Origin of the sequence: Pasteuria penetrans (assembly GCF_900538055.1) — a bacterium.
Lineage (GTDB): Bacteria > Bacillota > Bacilli > Thermoactinomycetales > Thermoactinomycetaceae > Pasteuria > Pasteuria penetrans.
Map to the genome: position 1 here is coordinate 188,377 of NZ_UZAC03000001.1, position 19,081 is coordinate 207,457.

General features: G+C 46.7%; 17 protein-coding genes and 1 pseudogene. 2 read left to right on the top strand and 16 right to left on the bottom strand.

Features of this window, described 5'->3' with window-relative positions; translation table 11 throughout:
* Positions 1–233 precede the first annotated feature (233 nt).
* The 3 genes from PPRES148_RS00765 to PPRES148_RS00770 form a co-directional block, all read right to left on the bottom strand.
* Complete coding sequence (locus PPRES148_RS00765) at positions 234–2,072, bottom strand: ATP-binding protein (protein WP_149452782.1); 1,839 nt, start codon at positions 2,070–2,072, stop codon at positions 234–236.
* Positions 2,041–2,295: a hypothetical protein gene (locus PPRES148_RS10295; protein WP_187820301.1), complete on the bottom strand. Its 255-nt coding sequence runs from the start codon at positions 2,293–2,295 to the stop codon at positions 2,041–2,043. The genes PPRES148_RS00765 and PPRES148_RS10295 overlap by 32 nt, the downstream gene beginning before the upstream one ends.
* 244 nt (positions 2,296–2,539) lie before the next feature.
* On the bottom strand, positions 2,540–3,496 hold the full coding sequence (locus tag PPRES148_RS00770; RefSeq protein WP_149452783.1) for a DNA double-strand break repair nuclease NurA: 957 nt from the start codon (positions 3,494–3,496) through the stop codon (positions 2,540–2,542).
* Positions 3,497–4,169: 673 nt separating this feature from the next.
* On the opposite strand from PPRES148_RS00770, the gene PPRES148_RS00775 reads away from it, so the two are divergent.
* Complete coding sequence (locus tag PPRES148_RS00775; protein WP_149454169.1) at positions 4,170–4,442, top strand: AbrB/MazE/SpoVT family DNA-binding domain-containing protein; 273 nt, start codon at positions 4,170–4,172, stop codon at positions 4,440–4,442.
* A 141-nt stretch (positions 4,443–4,583) separates the two neighbouring features.
* Here PPRES148_RS00775 and PPRES148_RS00780 read toward each other — a convergent pair whose 3' ends face one another.
* Positions 4,584–5,057 carry a hypothetical protein gene (locus PPRES148_RS00780; RefSeq protein WP_149452784.1) on the bottom strand — a complete coding sequence of 158 codons (474 nt, stop codon included), beginning with the start codon at positions 5,055–5,057 and terminating at the stop codon, positions 4,584–4,586.
* A 325-nt stretch (positions 5,058–5,382) separates the two neighbouring features.
* Positions 5,383–6,321 (bottom strand): DNA-binding protein WhiA, encoded by a 939-nt coding sequence (whiA, locus tag PPRES148_RS00785; RefSeq protein ID WP_149452785.1) that lies wholly within the window; start codon positions 6,319–6,321, stop codon positions 5,383–5,385.
* Between the two features lie 1,095 nt (positions 6,322–7,416).
* On the opposite strand from whiA, the gene PPRES148_RS00790 reads away from it, so the two are divergent.
* Positions 7,417–7,653: a hypothetical protein gene (locus PPRES148_RS00790; protein ID WP_149452786.1), complete on the top strand. Its 237-nt coding sequence runs from the start codon at positions 7,417–7,419 to the stop codon at positions 7,651–7,653.
* A gap of 121 nt (positions 7,654–7,774) precedes the next feature.
* Here PPRES148_RS00790 and PPRES148_RS10300 read toward each other — a convergent pair whose 3' ends face one another.
* From PPRES148_RS10300 to PPRES148_RS00845, 11 genes and pseudogenes are all read right to left on the bottom strand, one after another.
* Positions 7,775–8,164 (bottom strand): hypothetical protein, encoded by a 390-nt coding sequence (locus PPRES148_RS10300; RefSeq protein WP_223127891.1) that lies wholly within the window; start codon positions 8,162–8,164, stop codon positions 7,775–7,777.
* On the bottom strand, positions 8,119–8,388 hold the full coding sequence (locus PPRES148_RS00795) for a hypothetical protein (protein ID WP_149452787.1): 270 nt from the start codon (positions 8,386–8,388) through the stop codon (positions 8,119–8,121). Before PPRES148_RS00795 ends, PPRES148_RS10300 begins: the two co-directional genes overlap by 46 nt.
* Before the next feature lie 280 nt (positions 8,389–8,668).
* The gene (locus PPRES148_RS00800) at positions 8,669–10,231 is read right to left on the bottom strand and encodes a M1 family metallopeptidase (protein ID WP_149452788.1); all 1,563 of its coding nucleotides are present in this window, start codon (positions 10,229–10,231) and stop codon (positions 8,669–8,671) included.
* Positions 10,232–11,995: 1,764 nt separating this feature from the next.
* Entirely contained in the window at positions 11,996–12,667 is a 672-nt protein-coding gene (locus PPRES148_RS00805; RefSeq protein ID WP_149452789.1) for a hypothetical protein, read from the bottom strand.
* Positions 12,668–13,271: 604 nt separating this feature from the next.
* Entirely contained in the window at positions 13,272–13,484 is a 213-nt protein-coding gene (locus PPRES148_RS13180) for a hypothetical protein (RefSeq protein WP_425468231.1), read from the bottom strand.
* A gap of 11 nt (positions 13,485–13,495) precedes the next feature.
* Positions 13,496–14,284 (bottom strand): annotated as a pseudogene (locus tag PPRES148_RS13185) (transposase); the annotation flags it as partial.
* A 437-nt stretch (positions 14,285–14,721) separates the two neighbouring features.
* On the bottom strand, positions 14,722–15,807 hold the full coding sequence (gene fabD, locus PPRES148_RS00825; protein WP_149452793.1) for an ACP S-malonyltransferase: 1,086 nt from the start codon (positions 15,805–15,807) through the stop codon (positions 14,722–14,724).
* A 1-nt stretch (position 15,808) separates the two neighbouring features.
* Positions 15,809–16,816 carry a beta-ketoacyl-ACP synthase III gene (locus PPRES148_RS00830; RefSeq protein ID WP_149452794.1) on the bottom strand — a complete coding sequence of 336 codons (1,008 nt, stop codon included), beginning with the start codon at positions 16,814–16,816 and terminating at the stop codon, positions 15,809–15,811.
* Between the two features lie 48 nt (positions 16,817–16,864).
* Complete coding sequence (plsX, locus tag PPRES148_RS00835; RefSeq protein WP_223127892.1) at positions 16,865–17,881, bottom strand: phosphate acyltransferase PlsX; 1,017 nt, start codon at positions 17,879–17,881, stop codon at positions 16,865–16,867.
* Positions 17,882–17,915: 34 nt separating this feature from the next.
* Positions 17,916–18,104 carry a 50S ribosomal protein L32 gene (gene rpmF, locus PPRES148_RS00840; protein WP_149454170.1) on the bottom strand — a complete coding sequence of 63 codons (189 nt, stop codon included), beginning with the start codon at positions 18,102–18,104 and terminating at the stop codon, positions 17,916–17,918.
* 56 nt (positions 18,105–18,160) lie between these two features.
* On the bottom strand, positions 18,161–18,616 hold the full coding sequence (locus tag PPRES148_RS00845) for a YceD family protein (RefSeq protein WP_149452796.1): 456 nt from the start codon (positions 18,614–18,616) through the stop codon (positions 18,161–18,163).
* Positions 18,617–19,081: the final 465 nt, after the last annotated feature.

A 19,081-nucleotide genomic window follows, 5' to 3' on the forward strand; every position in this document is an offset into this window, starting at 1 on the left:
CATCCTTGGTATACAAAAACTGCCGCATCCACGGAGATGGAAAGAACAACCTCTCCCGTTTACCCAGCACACACCCCACATCATGGGAAATTCCCTGTGCCGCATCCCTAGCTACAGGAAACCAATCAATCGCCCGGACCCTCACAGGGCCACCCGCATCGCACACTAAGCTCGTCGTCCATTGTACCATCTTCTGGTAGTCCCATGCAACTGACCACCCCATTCCTACCCCCCTATTGGGATGAAGAAACCAATGTATAAAGACAGTCGAGTGGTGTAGTTTTCTTTTGCAAACGTCCATCTGCCACCCATTGGTCCAACTGTTGGCGCAAACGATCTACGCTCCAACTGGGATCCACAGTTTGTAACACCCCTAATAAATGGGCATCACGCAGGGGTAACAAGGGCACCACACGTTTCCAATATTTTTCCCCCGCTAGCGCTTTCCTCTCCCTAAGCTCAGCAAAGGGATCTGTGGCATGGGGAGACTGTGTGTGGGCACAACGGATTCGAATAGAAACGGTCCTCCCCAGCACGGCGGAGGAAACAAAGGCATCACCCGAACGTAAATAGGGTAACCGTCGCGCCTCCTCCGTTGTCAGATCTGTTTCCTCCCGTAGGGTGGCGATATCACTCCCCCGGACCGTCCGAAAAATGAATTTCGTATTCAACTGGGCCGTTATCGTTTCATCCAATAACGTCGGACGCTGCGTGGCTAGAACAAGAAAAACACCATATTTCCTACCTTCCTGCGCTATCTCACGGAACGTGCTCTTGGAGGGGGACTCCCACCCCTTGGGCGCAAAACGATGGGCTTCATCCGTTACAATCACAAAAGGAGGGAAAAAAGGTTTTTCTCCCGGAGCATCCCTGTAATCACGACGTTTTTTGTAAAGCATTCCCGAAAGATACGCAGCAAAAACCTGCAATAACCAACTACTACCTTGTAGTACAACCATTTGGCATTGTTCCAAGCCCTCCACGATTGGCCCAACACCTGATTGAAACAGACCCGCTCTCTCCAGTCTCCGTAATCGCCAATGGACACCGTGGATAGAGGCTAGAGGAAGGGAGGAATGTTGTTGCCACAGGGCGTATAAATCACGGGCACGTGCGGCTTCCATCGGGTCACTACTCCCCAAGGAACGTTCCAGGCCTTGTCTACCCTCCTCCAATGCCTGTACTAGATTTGCAAGCCGATCCGAAAAGGACGTTAACGAATCCCCCCTGCGGTGCAACGCCTGAACCACGTGCACCATAGCCTCCGAGAAAGACCCCCCAGCGGCCTGTAACAGCTGCGACAAATCACCCGCACAAAGCGAAGTAAAGTCAACCCCGACATCCTTACCCGCGATCCAATGTCGACACTGGGTGGCGTACATAGAGGAATCAGAAATGGAACCCGTCATAGGAACCCCCTCCTCCCCCAAAAAAATCATCTCAAAATGGGGATCCAGAACCACACAGGGAATGGATAGCTTCATAAACTCCTCTAACATTACCTTAGTGGCAAAGGATTTCCCCGATCCGGAACCGCCAAAAATACCTACGTGGGGATATTGTGACAACGTCCGCGCATCGAAAATAAAGGGCACCCCACACTGTTCCCGTAAATCACCTGCCGGCTCACGGATCATCAGCTGCTGCTTCCATTCCTCCGAGAGGGAAGAATTGAGAAACTGTGTCCCCTGTATCTCCCCTAACACCATCCCATCCGACGGAAGAGCTGTAACCAGAAGGGACCTCACCTCCGGGAAAGCGGGATGACGAACAGAACAACCCGTCTGAATCGGTCGGGGTGCTGCAACCAGTAGTCGTACCTTGGCTACATGAACCTCATCAGAACCTACGTCATACCCCAGATGAAGCAATGATTCTAAAACTTGCTTGTCCATCACCGGCTTATCCCAATCCATAGGTAATAATGGATTATAGGAAAAGGCCTCTATCACCTCCCCGCAAGGATGATCCAAACGTGGATCCTCCAGGATTAAGAATTCCTGAATATGAAAACGATGCTGACGAGAAACAACATGCGCCTCAAAGGGCGTTGTAATCCCAACTACTTGCAAAAAAACACCCCCCCATTCGCTCGCACTGGACAAGGGAACCCTCCCGAATCCACCCCTCTACCTGGGAATTGGGAAACCTTCCTCTCCCAAGCCCCATAAATCTTGCTCCCTTACTAGGATTATGTACATCTTCACCCAATAGGGCCTTTATACCTCTTATAGGATCCCGATGGGCAAGATCCTCTTTATCGTCCACCCCTACCCATTTTCTATCACTATCCATGGTATCCTAAATTCATATAATGAAATAATATAATTTATAAAAGAGATAAGCTGAAAAGCAGGACAGAAACACTCAATCGTACCATATTGAGAAAAACACCGGTCACGATGGTTCACAGAGGTCTATGTCCATCTACCCTCCCCCACCAACGTACACGAATGCCTATCGGGGAATAAAAACCAACGACTTCCCTATCGAAAAGCATCGATACCGATCAACTGGATGGACAGTTTTACAGGAAAAATTACAAAAAACGATCCGCACGCTTAGGATATAGAAACCGACGACATACATCGGGATCAAGAAAGGAATGAGCTAACATTTTCAGGAAACAATGGGTCAAACGAACACGGTAATCCACAATATCCAACCAATAGGGAATACCCCTTCCCTGCTCCGGTGTACTATTCTGCAAAAAATTAAGCAAAAAGCCCCGCTCCTCCTCCTGCCCCCGCAAACCATCAACCACTACAGGCTGAGGATGGGAGGAAAGACGAACCGCCGTCCGCCAGAAAAGGTCGTTGCAACGATCACTATAGGGAAATCTCCAAGCTTCCCCCTGTCGGAGCGCACCATAGAGTAGTACCCTGTCCTCAAAACAACCCAGATCGGGCCACAATTGCGCCAATTGCTGACTCGCTATCTCCTCGCCAACGCCCAGGAGGTAGGTTTGCCGCTCCTCCGCCATCCTACAGAGGGAGGCCGTTGCCTGTTTTGCATGACGATGAAAATATAATAGAGTTCCGTCCATCATAACAACCCTGGGTGCCCATTTATGAACCGATTCTCGGGCAACCTGCAATTCCATATCCAACATGTAGGAACTAGGATTGAAATCCTCATCACCTTCTTCCATACCCTTCATCACCACCTCCCTGCGCCAGATCTCCCCACCTTTCGTGAATTTGGATAGAGCTTGAAATAAAAAAATTTTTTTATTCGAGGAACTAGGGATGGTGTTGAAGGAACCATCCACAGCAACCAAGCCGCGATCCTGAAACCATTCCCGATAGACGGGGGATGAAATACGGACGAGAGGAAACAATCCCCCCATTTCCTGAAGACGAACCCTGATATCAGCCATCCTCACCCTCTTTTGCTCCTGCAGCAAATATTGATTGATCTCCCGCAACTGGTTGGACAGCGAGGGGGGAGAAGAGAAATCCTCTGTAAATGGGGATACTGATGGACGAAACGACATGACCCTATCACCCTCCCTGAACACAATCCCAAAAAATGTATGCAAACGTATGCAAATGTTTACATTGACCCTTTATCGTAAATTTTATACCCATAAACAAAGAAAAACCAGCTTCATAAAATAAATTATCAGTTATAAAATTAAGATAATTATCGCCATTTTCCATCGAACGAATGGGAAATAGTTGACAGATATAGCAATACTTGGTATGATATCTTACATTCGTGGGGGTCTATGTTTGTACATTTTGCAACTCTGGGAACGGGGGTCCTCAAAGTTTAAAATAAATTATAAAAAAAATTACAATAGAAATACCATTCCATTGATTTACCCTGCGGGAAGTAGTTGATCGGTATAGGAATGTTTGATACGATATCCTACGATGGTTCTTTTGTCTACACTGGTAGGATGGGTTTTCTTCTGCCCTGAGAGTGCATCCGCTTTCGCATCCCTCCCAGTTGCATTCGCGCTACCCCCACATCCCGTTATATTGACATCAGCAACTACACCACCCACTTATATCCCTTGGGGATTGCAGCCCGATCACCGCGGTCGTTTTGATGGTTGCAATCGGTTGATGGCACACCAAAGGGAGGAATACCTACCGTTTTACACGGATATTCCTCCTCATCGGGAAAGGTTTTCTGAGTGCCCAGTTGGAAGGGGGTTAGGTATGCTCAAGTCCACGGGGATTGTCCGTAAAGTGGACGAATTGGGAAGGGTTGTCATTCCAATCGAACTGAGACGAACACTATGCATCAGTGAGAAAGACGCGCTGGAAATCTACGTTGAAGCGGAACACATCGTGTTGAAAAAATACGAACCCACTTGCATTTTCACAGGTACAATCGAAGAAACGATTCGTTATCGCGATAAGGTCGTCAGCAAGTCCTGTGTGGAGGAAATGTACTCTCTCCTACAAAACGAACCGGATGACCCCTACTGAAAAACATTGTGGCCAATGTTTATGTTGTATGAGATCCAAGGGCCCCCCGCGGTAGCCTTCGTGGATTGCCCTGGTGTATCTCTCTGACATCAAAGTTCAGTAAGGCCCCATCCCGGGTTCTGCAGGGTTTGTACCATGTCCTCATGATCCAGATGAATCTTGGGAATCTTGGGAATCCTGGGAATCCTCCTTAGAAGTATCACTCTGGCCCGATCGATCCAGGGCATCGTCCGTACGCTTCACCTGCGCTACCTCTACCATCAGGGGTATATCAGGGGCGGCCGTACGGATTCTTTTTGTCACAGTGGACTTAAGTTGGTCGTAAACCTCTGAATCCAACGTTCTCTCAGGAACAATGTATAGCTTCTTGGTCCCCTGTCCCATTTTGTCGGATGTACCACCGGAAAACATGGATATAGCAACATCCTCAACCCCATCTACGGCCTTTGCAGCCTTTCCAAGACTAACCAAGCGCTTCATATCGGAAAGGTTGCCGGTAATATTGTCGCTACCACGAAAATCGGATGGCCTCCTCATAGTACACCCGGCCCCGGCTAACATCAGGAGTGAACATCCTACCCCTATTGTGCTCCATGTAGGAAAAGCATGCTTCATCAGTGAACCCCCCTATACTGTCGCTAGGGTACCTCACCTTCGCATAGCTTATACATTCCCGTCAGTGGTGGGCACAGTCCCTCCTAACACGGGGGACATACTCCCTCTCGTCCTTTGGAACATCGCCACAGACCCAACCAACCCATTCCCCCATCCACCGGAATCAGTGTACCATATCCATAATGGGAAACGGAAATACGAAACTACTCATGATGATATCGGAATCATTCGTCCCTCCATCCCTTCGATTTCAGGTGCATACCCTACGATCAACGGAGGAAACCGCAAATGGAATAGCCATCCCCATTTCCCACCACCAACCATCTTACAGTTGACTCGCCATACCCTCCAACCTTCGCAACCGATAATTGACGGACGATTTACTTACCTGGCCACTTGGTAACAATTTACCAATTTCCTCGAGGCTCAATTCAGGATGTTCCCGTCGCAATTCAGCCACCTCGCGTAGATGTACCGGTAACTTCTCCAAACCTATCATCTGATCCAACCTACCAATACTGTCAATCTGACGCATGGCGGCCCGCACCGTCCTATTAAGGTTAGCGGTTTCGCAATTGACCGTGCGGTTGACAGAATTGCGCACCCCTTTAAGAATACGGACATTTTCAAAGGTCAACAGGGAAGGATGCGCACCCACCAAGCGTAAAAAGGTCCCAATCTTCTCACCCTCTTTAAGGTAGACAACCCTAGCATTTTTCCTCCGGATTTGTTTGGGATGAAGATGCAGTCTCACCATCAATTCACAGAGGAATCGGCTATACTGGGACCCCGATACGATGATCTCCAAGTGATAAGAACCCTTTTCAGGATCACTCACGGACCCACCCGCTAGAAAAGCCCCCCGTATGTGGGCGCGACAACAACAACCTTTCTTCACCAACCCCCGAACCACACTCACCCCACCCCCAAACTGTAGGGATGTTCCGCGTCCACAGAGGGCCAAATCACGGAGAACATGTTCTACATTTTGTTTCCATTGCAACTGATAAATTCGATTCTTTCGTAAACGCATCCTACGACGAACAACGACTTCCGGGGCCACGCCATATCTATCCTTAAACGATCGGAAGAGGTAACGAGCAACAGCTGCATTTTCCGTACTGATTCTAAGTGTAGACCCCCCCTCTGAAACTATGTCCCCGTTCATTTTTACCAGGGCGCTAAGCAGGGCACGCTGACAACAGGCTCGCCCCCCAATGGATTGTACAATTTCACGTTTGATTGAAGATGAAAATGAACTCACCGTTCATTCCCCCTTAGTCTCTCCCCTACCGGACCAACCACCCATCATCCCCCTGAAAATCAAACAACGGGGAGGCAAGCCCCCTGTTCAGGCATATCATAAACGAAAAAACACCTGCACATAACCCATCATATATCGATGTCATAATAGTGCAATGAGGGGGAGTTGATGGTTGCAACCGTAAAACTAGATTTTATCGAATAACCTCCACCTAATTTTCCCCGACCAGACCTAATTATAAAGCAAATATGGCCCCATTTCCACAGAAAAGCAAAAGCAACCTTTAGTTGGCCTTCCTAAAACTTAGGATGCGTAGGATCACAAGTCCCCAAAAGAGAAGGATCCTCCCGCCAAATTTTTTAAGAATAATGGTGCTATCGTGGAAAGGAACGATCCGACAATTACTGCCCAGAACATTGGTTCCCAAAATTTGATTCTCTCCTCGACCTATAACAAAATTTAATAAATATAGTAAAGTTATATGATAGTACTTGCCTTTTCATTCAATGCCTCTCCAGAAGAAGAAGATCAGTACTATATTTCATAATAAACAGTTTATTTATATTATTATGTATTAACCTATGGTAATTACATATTTTCGGTTAAAGAACATGGTAAGGAATAATGGAAAAGCCATCTATCCTTGTTATATAATCTTCCTTATCCCCTATAAAAAAATATAAGGAGACAAGAGGACCGATGATCCCCAAAGATTGTAACACAATACCCCATAACTACGAAACAGGGGAAATAGAAAAAGAGGAAACTTCCTTGCGAAATCGTCTATGATCCACGGTGGATCCGAATCATCCTTCCGATGTGGAATTGGTTTACATCCTCCCTGGCCTGTTCTTCACCGAATATGCATCCTCATACATGGAGAGACACGCTGGTTACCACAATACCATAGGGAGTTCATGCGTACATACACTTATAAAATTTATTTTCGACATAATTAGATAGGTTTTACGATGTAGAAACCGTATACTGATCAATCAACTTCCACGCGAAGACCCCCTCCTTGAGGCATTGGGTGATACAAAAGGCAGACCACTCGTAGGCGAAAGAACACTATTGAGAGTCAAAATCTCCTCAATGTCTATGGGGAAACCACAGGCTTATAGGGTCAAGGAACAGGTCTGCTCCGACTTCACCCAATTTGTGATGGGAATTGTGGATATAAGCCCCAGTTTTCAGAGAGTGGATTCAACCCTTATCAACAGCCGTATCAGGAAACGAAACCGCAATATGTTGATTTTCCCGGTGATTGGGATTGCGGTTCGTACGATGTGCCCTCTTTCTTCCGAAGAGGGAGATCTTCTTGCAACCTGATGGCAGGATGGCAGATGGGAACAGAGCCCAGGCCCGTTCTCATAGATACCCCTTTCCCTTCTTCCGGCGGGATCACCTAACGGACAAGATGAAGCGGAGGGCAATGTTGCTAGAAACTTGCCTAAAGCCCTCCCGAACACTTTGGGAACCAGTATAAGGAGTTTCGATCCACCCCAGCCCATATACTATTTTGCAAAGGATAGTAGGAAAGCAAACCAAGGGTGTTGAACAGGAAGGGCAAAAGAAACTTATGGTGCCTACCATCTGGCGGTCTACCAATCGATCCAGACGCCCAAGTCCAAGGGTAAGCAATTGTGTGAAGGTACGTTGGTAACCTTGTCGAAGCCTGTGATGAGGAGAAGGAATTGAGTAGGATCACCCGCGTGAATACCCAAGGGTCCACTACATATCCAACCATGCACCAAAGGACGACAAGACCTTGTATTTCGACGGAGGGTACAACTGTCATGAAGTAAGAGGGGCGGCTAAGAAACGTACTATCGATATACACCCCGCCGGATAGGATGGGAAAAAAAGAAAAATCCCAGTAGAAGAAGGGTAAGTTGGTTCAAGAGGGGAGAGGATAGAAAGATCCATCAGTGCCCTCCTGGTGGCAAGACCCCCAACCTCTCCGTATACCAACCCGGGGAGAAGGGCAGGGGTAAGAAGATGGTAGTCCACTTCCATGAGGGGGACCCGCGAGGGATGTAAATTGGCCAAGTCATGCACTGCCAAACCCCTGAAGAGGAAAGGGTCCTGTGCACCACGGAGCCGTCCTATTCAACGGCGGAACAATGGGACCATCAGGAAATTCAACAAAAAATAACCGGGATCGTGCGAAATTTTCAGGTGCACTCCCCCAGAAAGGAGGGAGCCCATCCTATGGCCCCATTGCTCGCGTTATTCCCACATAGCTTCGGGCTAGGCATCGGATGCCACTATAGCTTCTGTAGGAAAAGGCTATACAGGTCGCTGGATGAGCTGCTGTTCTCGGAAACTTATTTCTCCTATTTTGCTACTGTTTTTCGTTCTCTAATGAACAACCCTTGGGTAAACGATATAACCATTTCTTGAAAATATATTTTAAATCTTTTCCTGATTTGTATTCTACAAATCGAATGAAGTCGCAACCCGTTGCAATCTTATGGCGGTATTGTATGTGATATTTTTTTAATATACCCAATAATTCATCCATACCCCCCACTGCAGTAGCCAAATCAAACATCATCATCGCAGGTCTGTCATATTCCATGATTTCTTTGGTTAATTTATCGAAAGACGGATCCCCGGTGGGTGCTTCCTCTTTGCCGGCTCCTTTTTCATCGGCGAGGGAGACCATTTGTCGTATAAAATCTAGAGTATTTTCTTTACCTTCCACGTTCTTCATGTAAAGGGCCTCAGAAAATCTGGTTAATCCCTCATCAAGCCATGCCTCCCGTATCTGATCATTGCCCACAAATCCATACCACCACTGGTGGGCTACCTCGTGAGCTGCGTTCGTCGAAAGCACAGTTTTTACATCGGATAGAGGGCCTTCTGGTTTGACCCGGGTGTGAACGGTGCTCAATCCCGGATGTTCTATACCCCCAGCGTTGCCAGGATTGGTCCTCGACGAGTCAAGCACAATGTCCAATTCATCGGTTATTTCATCACGGTATGCCCCGAATTTTTCGCTAAAGAAACACAAGCTGGAAACAACAGTATGTTGCAATGATTGTGCTAATTCCCGATATTTGGGTTGATACCATAGATGGACGCGTACGCCATCCTCCTGACTAGTAAGTGCCTGGTACTCTGAAGTAATCACTGCTATAAAATCGCGCGTTCGGTAGGATGAGATCCGTGCTGCGTTTTCACTAGGTTCCGGGTTCCTACCAGTGGAAATGACACGGTATCCGGAGGGAACCTTGAGGGAAACATGATAATCGGCTGCTCGGGTATAGAATTCACTCTCAGGTTTATAGGGATCCAGGTGCCAACCATTTTGATCACGGACAGCTAGCATAGGATACCATTCAGATAAAATGGCAGTTTTCCCATCCTGGCTCAACCGTACTCCTCGTTCAGGGATGCGGAGGTGATAATCCATTTCTATATTCAACGTGGTTCCCCTTATTTGCTGTGGCAAGTGGACTTGCAGGATTGTTCCATCCTGATATAATTTTATAGCAGCATTTTGCCCATTGATTTTCACATTGTGGGGGGTCAAAAAACCGGGGGTTGCAGGTCGTAGAGAGTTTTCATACTTCCAATGATAAAATACATTAGGATAGAGACGTAGAAAAACAGAATCCCCTTGGGCCTCGAGGAGATTGGCCGGTACATGAAGTTGCATGTGACCTTTTAGATCCCGTTGTTCCGGCTCATAGGTACCAGCAATTTCATAAACAGGGACAGGCCCCGTCTCACAAGGAGTCAACTCTCCCCCACCATAGACCCCCTGAGCATAGGTGTGATTCCCTAAATAGGGGTTATATTCAATGCCTCCCCCAATACCAATACCTACTACGAATCCCAAGCAAATCTGCAACGTCTTCGTTCCCCATTGGGGTAACCACCGAATCAATTTCCCCATCATTACACCATCGCACTCCTCTCACCCCATGTTGGAATCGTGCAATTTCCTGCGGGGAAGAACCCCCCCTATGAACCTAGTTGCATATTTATGGTAAAATTTATAAATTATAAACATAGCATTTTATTATAAAACTATTCCTGACTTTGTATCCCCGGGGATTGCTACCTAGATCATATAATTTTTGATGGGGGATGGATATTGTGTTCTACTATATAGAATGGATTGTATTCTAAACACAATGTACCCCAAAATAGGTAATATTAGGGTCCTTATCCTTGCTCGCAAACCGCCCCCTAGGGTATTTTCTAACCCGTCCTAGCTTGTTCGCAAAGAATACAAACAGTGAAATTCATGGATTCTACGGTTTCCCATAATTTATTACTATATAAATATTTATGAATTATATAGAACAACGAACCCGATATACCCATTTCCAGCATCATCTAAGAAGCTCTTTTTTATATTTTTTTAATATTATTTATTATAACGAACAATATAATAAAACATATATAATATTATTATTCAGAACATTATAAGGTAATCAACCCGCCCTTCGCATGGCTTTTTTCCCGTTGCTTTCTGCTGACTTCCTAATACGAGCAGAGAGAACCAGAAAGTTTATGTTCTCCCTGCTGCTGTATCCGTAATATCCTAGTGGATGAGGGAGAGTGGGAACTCAACCAGTATCGATGGACTATAGAAGAACAAACAGGAAAGCTGGCCCTAGACAACAAGGGAGATAAACAACCCTCTCTCCTTTACGTCTACAAGTAGTACTACCCCAAACCTTGTTTATTGACATGGTGAAAGATTCCCTTCCGATCCGTTTCGTATCGTTTGCATGCAGTCTTAATTGCTTTATTATTTATATTATAACAAGTAAATTTTATTTTTGTAAGCAGTATGTTTTTTCTTATTGTTGGTGCTTCCCCCGAAAAGAAGATCGAACTTATTAGAATATTTTCGTAAAATTAAATAATATATTGAGAAGATGTTTATATTTTTAATAATTATAAAAACAGTCCTTGTAAGTGTTTCCAGCGTAATTCATTTATGATTGATAGGTACCCCTTTTTGTAGAAGTGCACATGGAAATTTAGTACAATCAGATTTTCTATTGAAAACCACGAAATCACTGAGGGATCACAGAAGCTGGTTCCCATCTCATCCCTTTTGTGCACATCCAAGTCAACCCGACATAAAAATAATTTTATTATATAATATGTAGTTATGGATGACCCTCTTCTACCCCTTTGGATCTCTTTTTGAAGATAACGAACGACCTAGGATCCATGATGAGCCGATCCCTTTGCCGGCATGGGCCTGTGCCACCCCCATCTCCACCACACACCTTCCCCTTAGCAGCCTAAAAACGGGGATTCCTTAATAGAAGAACCAATCCCCTCCATGGTGTCGCACAACGATGACCCTTTGCCATTTTATTCTGTTGTTCTTTGGATGAAATGAATGGAGAAGAAATTTTCCACTACATTTTACCATTTTTAAATAAATAAAATGTAATTATCATGGATTAATACATAATAATACAAATAAACTGTTTGTTATAAAATACCGTGCTGGTTTATATTTCTGAGGAGACATTGGACGAAAGGAAAAGTATTACCCAATAACCTTAGCTATATTTATTGAATTTTATTGCGGTAGCACCATTACTTAATAAATATAAATGAGAGAGGGCTGCTCGAACCCTCCCTAAATTTATTATGTCGGCTCAGTAATCTCTTTATTTCAATTCCTTTTTCGTCATGCTTCTTGTAATTTATTATACAACGATGGGTTTCTGCGAGCATCTTCTACGTCCTTCATCAGTCTCGAACGCAATTTCTCTTGAGTCAGTTCAGATGAAGATCCGTATCGGGATCCGTATTTATTATCAAGTTTATTAGATTCATCTACATACCCCTTCAAATCCTCCTCAGTTATTTCTCTTGGATTTCGTATTGCTTTTTCAAGCAATAGCTGATATTGGTTCTTGAGTCCTCTCATATCCGAACGCTTCGATGGGTTTCTGCGGGCATCCTCTACATCCTTCATCAGCATCGAACGCAATTTCTCCGTGGTCATTTCATCATCCTGAGTCATCTTGTCATCCTGATGTCCGTATTTATCACTAATTTCATAAAAAGTTTTATTAAATTCATCTACGAGCCCCTTCAACTCCCCCTCAGAGATTCCACTCGGATTCTGTATCGACTTTTCCAGTAATAATTCATATTTACTATCCATTTTCTTCCATGCTAACAATATTTCTTCTTCTTTCTTTGTAAATGAATTTTTTGTAAATGAATTAACATCTCTACTTGATGCTATGTTTTCCCCAGACCCTATCGACTTGGCAATGATACTGTTCCCCCCTGTTAAGGTCAGTAGACTGGTAGAGGCGAATAGAATGCTCATTTTTACTGTTCTTATCATAACTACCTACACTCTCCTTCTTGTTTTTTTTAGGATGTACATACTTCTACCCCCTAGTAGGGGTTGACACCCTCACCAAATTATAGTTTTTTTGATACACAATGTCAAATAACCCATCCATTTTTCAATGGATGTCGGGTCAAAAGCCCCTAGTGGGGCTCCCGAATCCGCGAGGGCCTACCCAGATCCCGGGACCGTGCAACTTCCTGTGGGGAATGCCCTATCTATGAATCTAGTCTCACCTTTTGGTAAAGCAATTGAGCAACATAATAACATTTTGTCATGACACTGTTCCTGTTTTTGTATCCCCGGGAGATTTATCTTATATTTATAAAGGTTCCTTTAATCATTAATTTATTGTAAATTCAAAAAATAATGGGCAGGACAGAACTCTACCACTGCGGGATTCAGGGGTGTAATGGATATTGAGATGGGGCGGATACCCAGTCCGATGCTGGGGGGATCGAGGTTACCACGGAACTAGGCAGTGGGATTCTTGAGAGGGAATACAGAATCCCCGTTCCGTGAGAAAACTCGTCGGATGGAGTTTCCCGGGGAAAAATCGTCGTGGCGTCTTAGACGGATTTTTCCCGAAAGGTGCTAGCTAGAAATCAAGGGTATGGATATTGTCCACACAACCCCCCTTCCCTTGTTCCGTGCATAAGAGGGGATGAAAGTCATAAGCCGTGGTGGGGAGAGGTTCTCCGTTCGAAATTTCGGACTCGTAGTCAGCAGGGATCGAAAGGAGATCCCCGACAGGCAATGGGTTGGGGTTTTCTTTTTGTTTCCCCACCCAATAGAAAGTGGTAAGCATCAATTCCTTCATCGCTACCTCAAGACCAACGAATCCACATTTTTTGCTATTCGTTCTCTCACAAAACAAAGCATTCAGCAATTCCGTGTAGTTCGTGAACAGTATATAGGGCAGAAGTATGGGGTTTTGAGTAATGAATGCCGCTTGTAAGCTCAGGGAGATTTTTTTAGGACTCTGAGCCTTTCCCATGCTTCGCATGTTGCCTTATTTCCAAACCGATACTTCTCTGCACACTCGGACCACCGTTCTAGTGCCTGTCCCATATCCCCAGACCGTAAGAAGCGTCCTTAGCCATTTCCCTCTTCATACTTTTAGGAGCTGCATTCATGATGTTACGAATCGCGTGAACGTAACATCGTTGGTGAACCGTATGGTGAGGAAAATGCTTGCGTACAACTAAGGGAAAAGCCCTATGCCCATCTGTGGTAACGATACGTATATCGTTGACATTCAGGCCCCGTTCCTTTAGTTTCCCTATATGCTGATCATAGGATTCAACATTCTCATCAGGCGAGGGGGTGATCCCTACTATATCCCGCCTTCCCCCCTGCCGTGATACCCGTGCTGACTGCGATCGCCTTCGAAACATAACGACCCTCCTCCCGAATGGGAACAAAGAGGGTATCCATGCCTACGGCTGTATATACTGTCGTGCTAAGATCCCTTTCGAAATATTGTATAGCATCGTTGTAATAGGGTTGCAGCCACTGCGAAAGCGTTTCCGGGGACGTCCAAAGATTGAACCTTTCCTTCAGGAGTTCGCTACTATTTCGCAAGGAGAAGCCCGGAAGATAAAGACAATAATGGTAATGGAACAAGGTTCCATCTTATCCGTAATGTTGTCAACATTACGGGTTTTTTGTTGTTTTTGTACGTACCATAAACAGAATAGATCTTACTACAACACAATGTTCGTCTTCCGCGCAAGGACCTAGTAAAAATTTTGTAAAAATTCATATGAAATAAGATAAATACCTCGGAGATACAAAAACAGGAACAGTGTTACTACAAAATGTTATTATGTTACTCAATTGCTTTACCAAAAAAGGTGAGGCTAGATTCATAGATAGGGCATTCCCCACAAGAAATTGCACGGTCCCAAAATTTTTAAATATTAATAATATTATTTCTATAAAATAGATAAAACACAAAAGGGAATAGCCGACCCCCTAAGAAAGGAGGGATACAACGGTCCTATAAGGTACCTTGAAAAAAGGCGCGTCACTAAAAAACAAACTTTCTAGGGATTTCCCCCCCTCTTCTTTCCCTCCTTACCTCTATCCTCCTTCCACGCCCCCGAGATAGTATCGAAAACGGCCTGACGCTTCTGTTCATTCTTGCTCTGAGTGATGGTTCTTTGCATCATTTCCTCCTTCCTGAGAGGGTCATACAACGCGTCCGCTGTTTGCAGCAGTGTTGTGGAATCTGTTACCGGGTAAACTGTCACTCCCTTATCCAATCGTCGTATCAACGGTAGAAGAATGGACTGTGGACCTATTTCCGTAAAACAACGCACCCCGCGCTGGAGGAGATAGCGCATACTTTGTTCCCAAAGAACAGGTGAGGCCACCTGCCGCACCATATAATCCTGAATCGTACGCGCCCCACGCATCGGCTTTCCCGTAACGTTCGAGACCACAGGTATTACGGCACTGCTTACACGCACACCACGCACAAAATCAGCCAATCGACGACAGGACTCCCGCATCAGTGTGGTATGGAAGGGACCACTTACGGGAAGGGGAACCACCCTCTTAGCACCCTCTACTAGTGCCCGCTCCCCTGTTGCGGCCACTGCCGCTGCATGACCTGAGATCACAATCTGTGTGGGGCTGTTGTAATTAGCCACCTCCACCACATAGCCCTCACGACTCACGGCTTCACAAAGAGCAATGATTTTATTGCGACTCAGCCCCAAAATCGCACTCATGGATCCCAATCCGGACGGAACCGCTTCGTCCATAAAAGCACCCCGCGCGCGAACAATCCGCAAAGCATCCGCAAAGGTGAGGGACCGGGCCACAACTAACGCCGTATATTCCCCTAAACTATGACCTGCTAGCCATGATGGTGGCTTCGGTAGGCGTCGTAGTAAAGCCACTGCCAATGCGTAACTGGCCGTCAAAATCGCCGGCTGCGCATGAACCGTCCATGTCAATTTCTCTGCGGGACCCTCCCTCACCAACTGGTATAGGGGCTCACCCAAAATATCATCGGCTTCCTCAAAAATAAGTCTCGCCTCAGAAAAAACAGAAGCAGCCTCTATTCCCATTCCCACACACTGTGCACCCTGCCCTGGGAAAAGCCAGGCAAGCCAATTACCCATACTAATCTACCCGCCCCCTCTTCACATCCACCCAACGCATAGCGCTCGCCCCCCACGTCAAACCAGCACCAAACCCACATAAGATAACATGATGACCCCTGTGCAAACGACCGCTCCTTACTAGCTCGTCCAATGCAACTGGAATCGAAGCAGAGGAAATATTACCGTAACGATCCAAATTGACCACAACCTGATCCTCCGTCCAACCAAATCGATGCAAAGCAGATTCGATGATACGAATATTAGCCTGATGGGGAACAAGAAAGTCAACCTGATCCTGCCGTAGGGAGGCCTTCTCCAACGCCTCTTCTATCATGGGTCCAATGGAACGCACGGCAAAACGAAAGACCTCACGACCATCCATTTTAAGGAAATGCAGGCCCCTCTCCACCGTTGTCAACGAAGGAGGTTGCCTAGAACCACCCGCGGGAACTTGAAGAAAATGTCCACCGGATCCATCACCATGCAGGGTATGCGCGAGAAAACCATACTGATCCTCTACAGGACCCAATACAGCGGCACCCGCACCATCACCAAACAATACACAAGTACTACGATCCGTGTAATCAGTAATCCGGGATAAGCAATCGACACCGATCACGAGTGCATTCCGATACATACCCGTAATGATAAACTGGGAAGCCGTAGCCATGCCGTAAAGGAACCCAGCGCATGCAGCAGACAAATCAAAAGTAGCTGCCCTAGAAATCCCCAACTGATGCTGTACAAGGCAGGAGGTCGCTGGACAAATCATATCGGGCGTCACTGTAGAAACGATGACCAGCTCAATCTCGTCGGGCTCCACTCCGGCCTCAGCCATTGCTCTCTGGGCTGCCGGCACCGCTAAATCAGAAGAGGCCTGATCCGGTGCAGCCACACGCCGCTCATGAATGCCCGTACGAGAAACAATCCACTCATGGGAAGTATCAACACACTTCTCTAGGTCCTTATTCGTAAGAACTTTTTCAGGTAGATAAGAACCTGTCCCCCATATCCCAACCGCTCGCATAGCTCGCTCCCTTTCGCATGGAATTCTGCATCCACGCTACATTCAACCTCACGACCCACCCAATGAAACAGCCCCCGCCGTCGCGAGGACATCGGCCATACCCCGCATTACATCCCTCTCAGCCAGAAGAGAAGCCTGCTGAAAAGCCGCTGTCCAAGCCTGCTCATTGGCAGAACCATGAACCTTGATGATCAGCGCGGATAACCCTAACAGGGGAGCTCCACCGTACTGATGGTAATTCATAACCTCTTGTAGGGCACGCAGACGATTCCGCAGAGAGAAAACGGCTAAACGACTCCATAGGGTACTGTGACCCAACAATTCCCTCTGCAAACGCTGCACCGCCACACGGGCTACACCTTCGGTAGTCTTAAGCAGGACATTGCCGTTCATGCCATCCGCCACCAATACGTCACAAACGTCCTCCATTGCGTCCCGCGCCTCAATGTTGCCCACAAAACGGATTCGAGGCTCCGCCGCCAACAAACGATGGGATTCACGAATTCTTTCCGGACCTTTGTTAGACTCCGTACCCAAATTCAAGAGGGCAACACGGGGATTTCTACAACCCGTGACATGGGAAACGTAAAAACTGCCCAGAAGGGCATACTGGAACAAATGGTCCGGTCTGGCATCAGGATTAGCACCCACATCAAGCAACAACTTCGGGGGAGCATTGTCTGCCATAAGAGAGGGATACCACAGAGAGAGCGCCGGTCGAGATACCCCTCGGATACGGCCCACAAGACGCGAACCAGCAACCAAAAGAGCCCCCGTATTACCGGCACTCAACAAAACATCCGCTTTCCCCTTCTGTAAAAGAGAACAAGATAGAACCAGAGAGGACTCCGGCTTACCGCGCACAGCTTGAACAGGGCTCTCCGTATTCTCAATAACAGAACGTGCTACGATATGCTGCACGTTAGGGATTTTAGGAGTAGGAAGATCCGGTAACCCAACAACCAACAGGGTAACCCCTGGCAACTCTCTAGCCATCCTCTCCACGCTAGACAAAATTACCTCAGGGGTCCGATCCCCCCCATGGGCATCTACAAGCAAACGCATGCCACAACAGACCCCCTCTCCTTCAGAGTTTCCCCTAAGCTCCCGCCCTCTTCTGCTTACCATAATTCCGGCCACGATAAACCCTACATCCGCGACAAATACGGTGCGGGGGAGTCAGTTCTCCGCAATTCGGACAGGCTCGCAAGGCAGGTGGGCTCAATTTCCAATGCGTACGGCGCTTGCGTTGTTTACTACGTGATAGCTTCTGCTTAGGTACAGCCATCATCACTCACCTCCTTCCCTCCCATAGTCGAGGAACCACCCGGTCCAACGGGGGACTCAGACCCCCTCCCATGAGGATAAATCCCTCCAGCGGGGATCCGGTCCCTCCTCCTCCCCTGAACACGAACAACGCGTGACACGTTCCCCACATGCGATGCAAAGTCCCGGACAATCCTTGTGACAAATTGCGATCATGGGCAACTCTAGCAGCAACGCCTCCTGAACCCGCGACGTCAAATCAACCCCCTTCTCATCCCCAGGGAAAGACTCCGACCAGGTAGAACACAGTGGCCTTGCAAATGTACCAAGGCAACGTGCACAGGAAAGTTCAGCAACTGTTTCCTGCTTCGCATCCACACGAAAGCGGTCCCTGCATCGAACACCCACCGCCCTTACGGTAATAGGTTGCAGCGACACCAATTCTAGGACATCATCCACCAGGGCATCCAACGTCACTACACCCTGATGCTTCTGTGGGGCACTCATTGACCCATCCGGGAGGACGATCCGCATGCCCTACTCCCTCCTCTTGTTCAGAAAAAGCGCGTATGGACAAACTGCTATCTAAAAATTTCCTTTCCATGGAAAAGGTAGCATGCGAAACCGGAGTTATTGGGTAGCCAACAGACTCATTGTAGCCGCATACACACAAAAATTCAACGTACCCCCCATCCACCGTTGCAAACACAAATCATATTCCCATAAGATTTTGGAAAACCCCTATGCATAGGAACGGGAGGCTCATACCATCCCGTACCATAGGATTTGTATCAAGCCATTTCCCCCGGGCCACGCCTGAGCTACATGGTTTATAAGATTTATGATTCCACACCATCCACACATAGGATCAAAACCATAACCCTATAGGTCCGAATGAGACACACCCTGCTCATACCAGAAACCATTCACCGTACTGTTAGAGATAAGACAAACCGTTAGGAATAATAAAAAAATAATTAAAAATTTATTGTAGTATTC

What these genes read in the sequence shown, in the direction of transcription:
- PPRES148_RS00775 (WP_149454169.1), top strand. Translation starts at nt 4,170, where the DNA reads ATGCTCAAGTCCACGGGGATTGTCCGTAAAGTGGACGAATTGGGAAGG.
- PPRES148_RS00790 (WP_149452786.1), top strand. Translation starts at nt 7,417, where the DNA reads ATGTCTATGGGGAAACCACAGGCTTATAGGGTCAAGGAACAGGTCTGC.
- PPRES148_RS00780 (WP_149452784.1), bottom strand. Translation starts at nt 5,057, where the DNA reads ATGAAGCATGCTTTTCCTACATGGAGCACAATAGGGGTAGGATGTTCA.
- PPRES148_RS00805 (WP_149452789.1), bottom strand. Translation starts at nt 12,667, where the DNA reads ATGATAAGAACAGTAAAAATGAGCATTCTATTCGCCTCTACCAGTCTA.
- rpmF (WP_149454170.1), bottom strand. Translation starts at nt 18,104, where the DNA reads ATGGCTGTACCTAAGCAGAAGCTATCACGTAGTAAACAACGCAAGCGC.
- PPRES148_RS10295 (WP_187820301.1), bottom strand. Translation starts at nt 2,295, where the DNA reads ATGGATAGTGATAGAAAATGGGTAGGGGTGGACGATAAAGAGGATCTT.
- PPRES148_RS00845 (WP_149452796.1), bottom strand. Translation starts at nt 18,616, where the DNA reads ATGCGGATCGTCCTCCCGGATGGGTCAATGAGTGCCCCACAGAAGCAT.
- PPRES148_RS00830 (WP_149452794.1), bottom strand. Translation starts at nt 16,816, where the DNA reads ATGCGAGCGGTTGGGATATGGGGGACAGGTTCTTATCTACCTGAAAAA.
- plsX (WP_223127892.1), bottom strand. Translation starts at nt 17,881, where the DNA reads ATGCGTTTGCTTGTAGATGCCCATGGGGGGGATCGGACCCCTGAGGTA.
- PPRES148_RS00770 (WP_149452783.1), bottom strand. Translation starts at nt 3,496, where the DNA reads ATGTCGTTTCGTCCATCAGTATCCCCATTTACAGAGGATTTCTCTTCT.
- fabD (WP_149452793.1), bottom strand. Translation starts at nt 15,807, where the DNA reads ATGGGTAATTGGCTTGCCTGGCTTTTCCCAGGGCAGGGTGCACAGTGT.
- PPRES148_RS00800 (WP_149452788.1), bottom strand. Translation starts at nt 10,231, where the DNA reads ATGATGGGGAAATTGATTCGGTGGTTACCCCAATGGGGAACGAAGACG.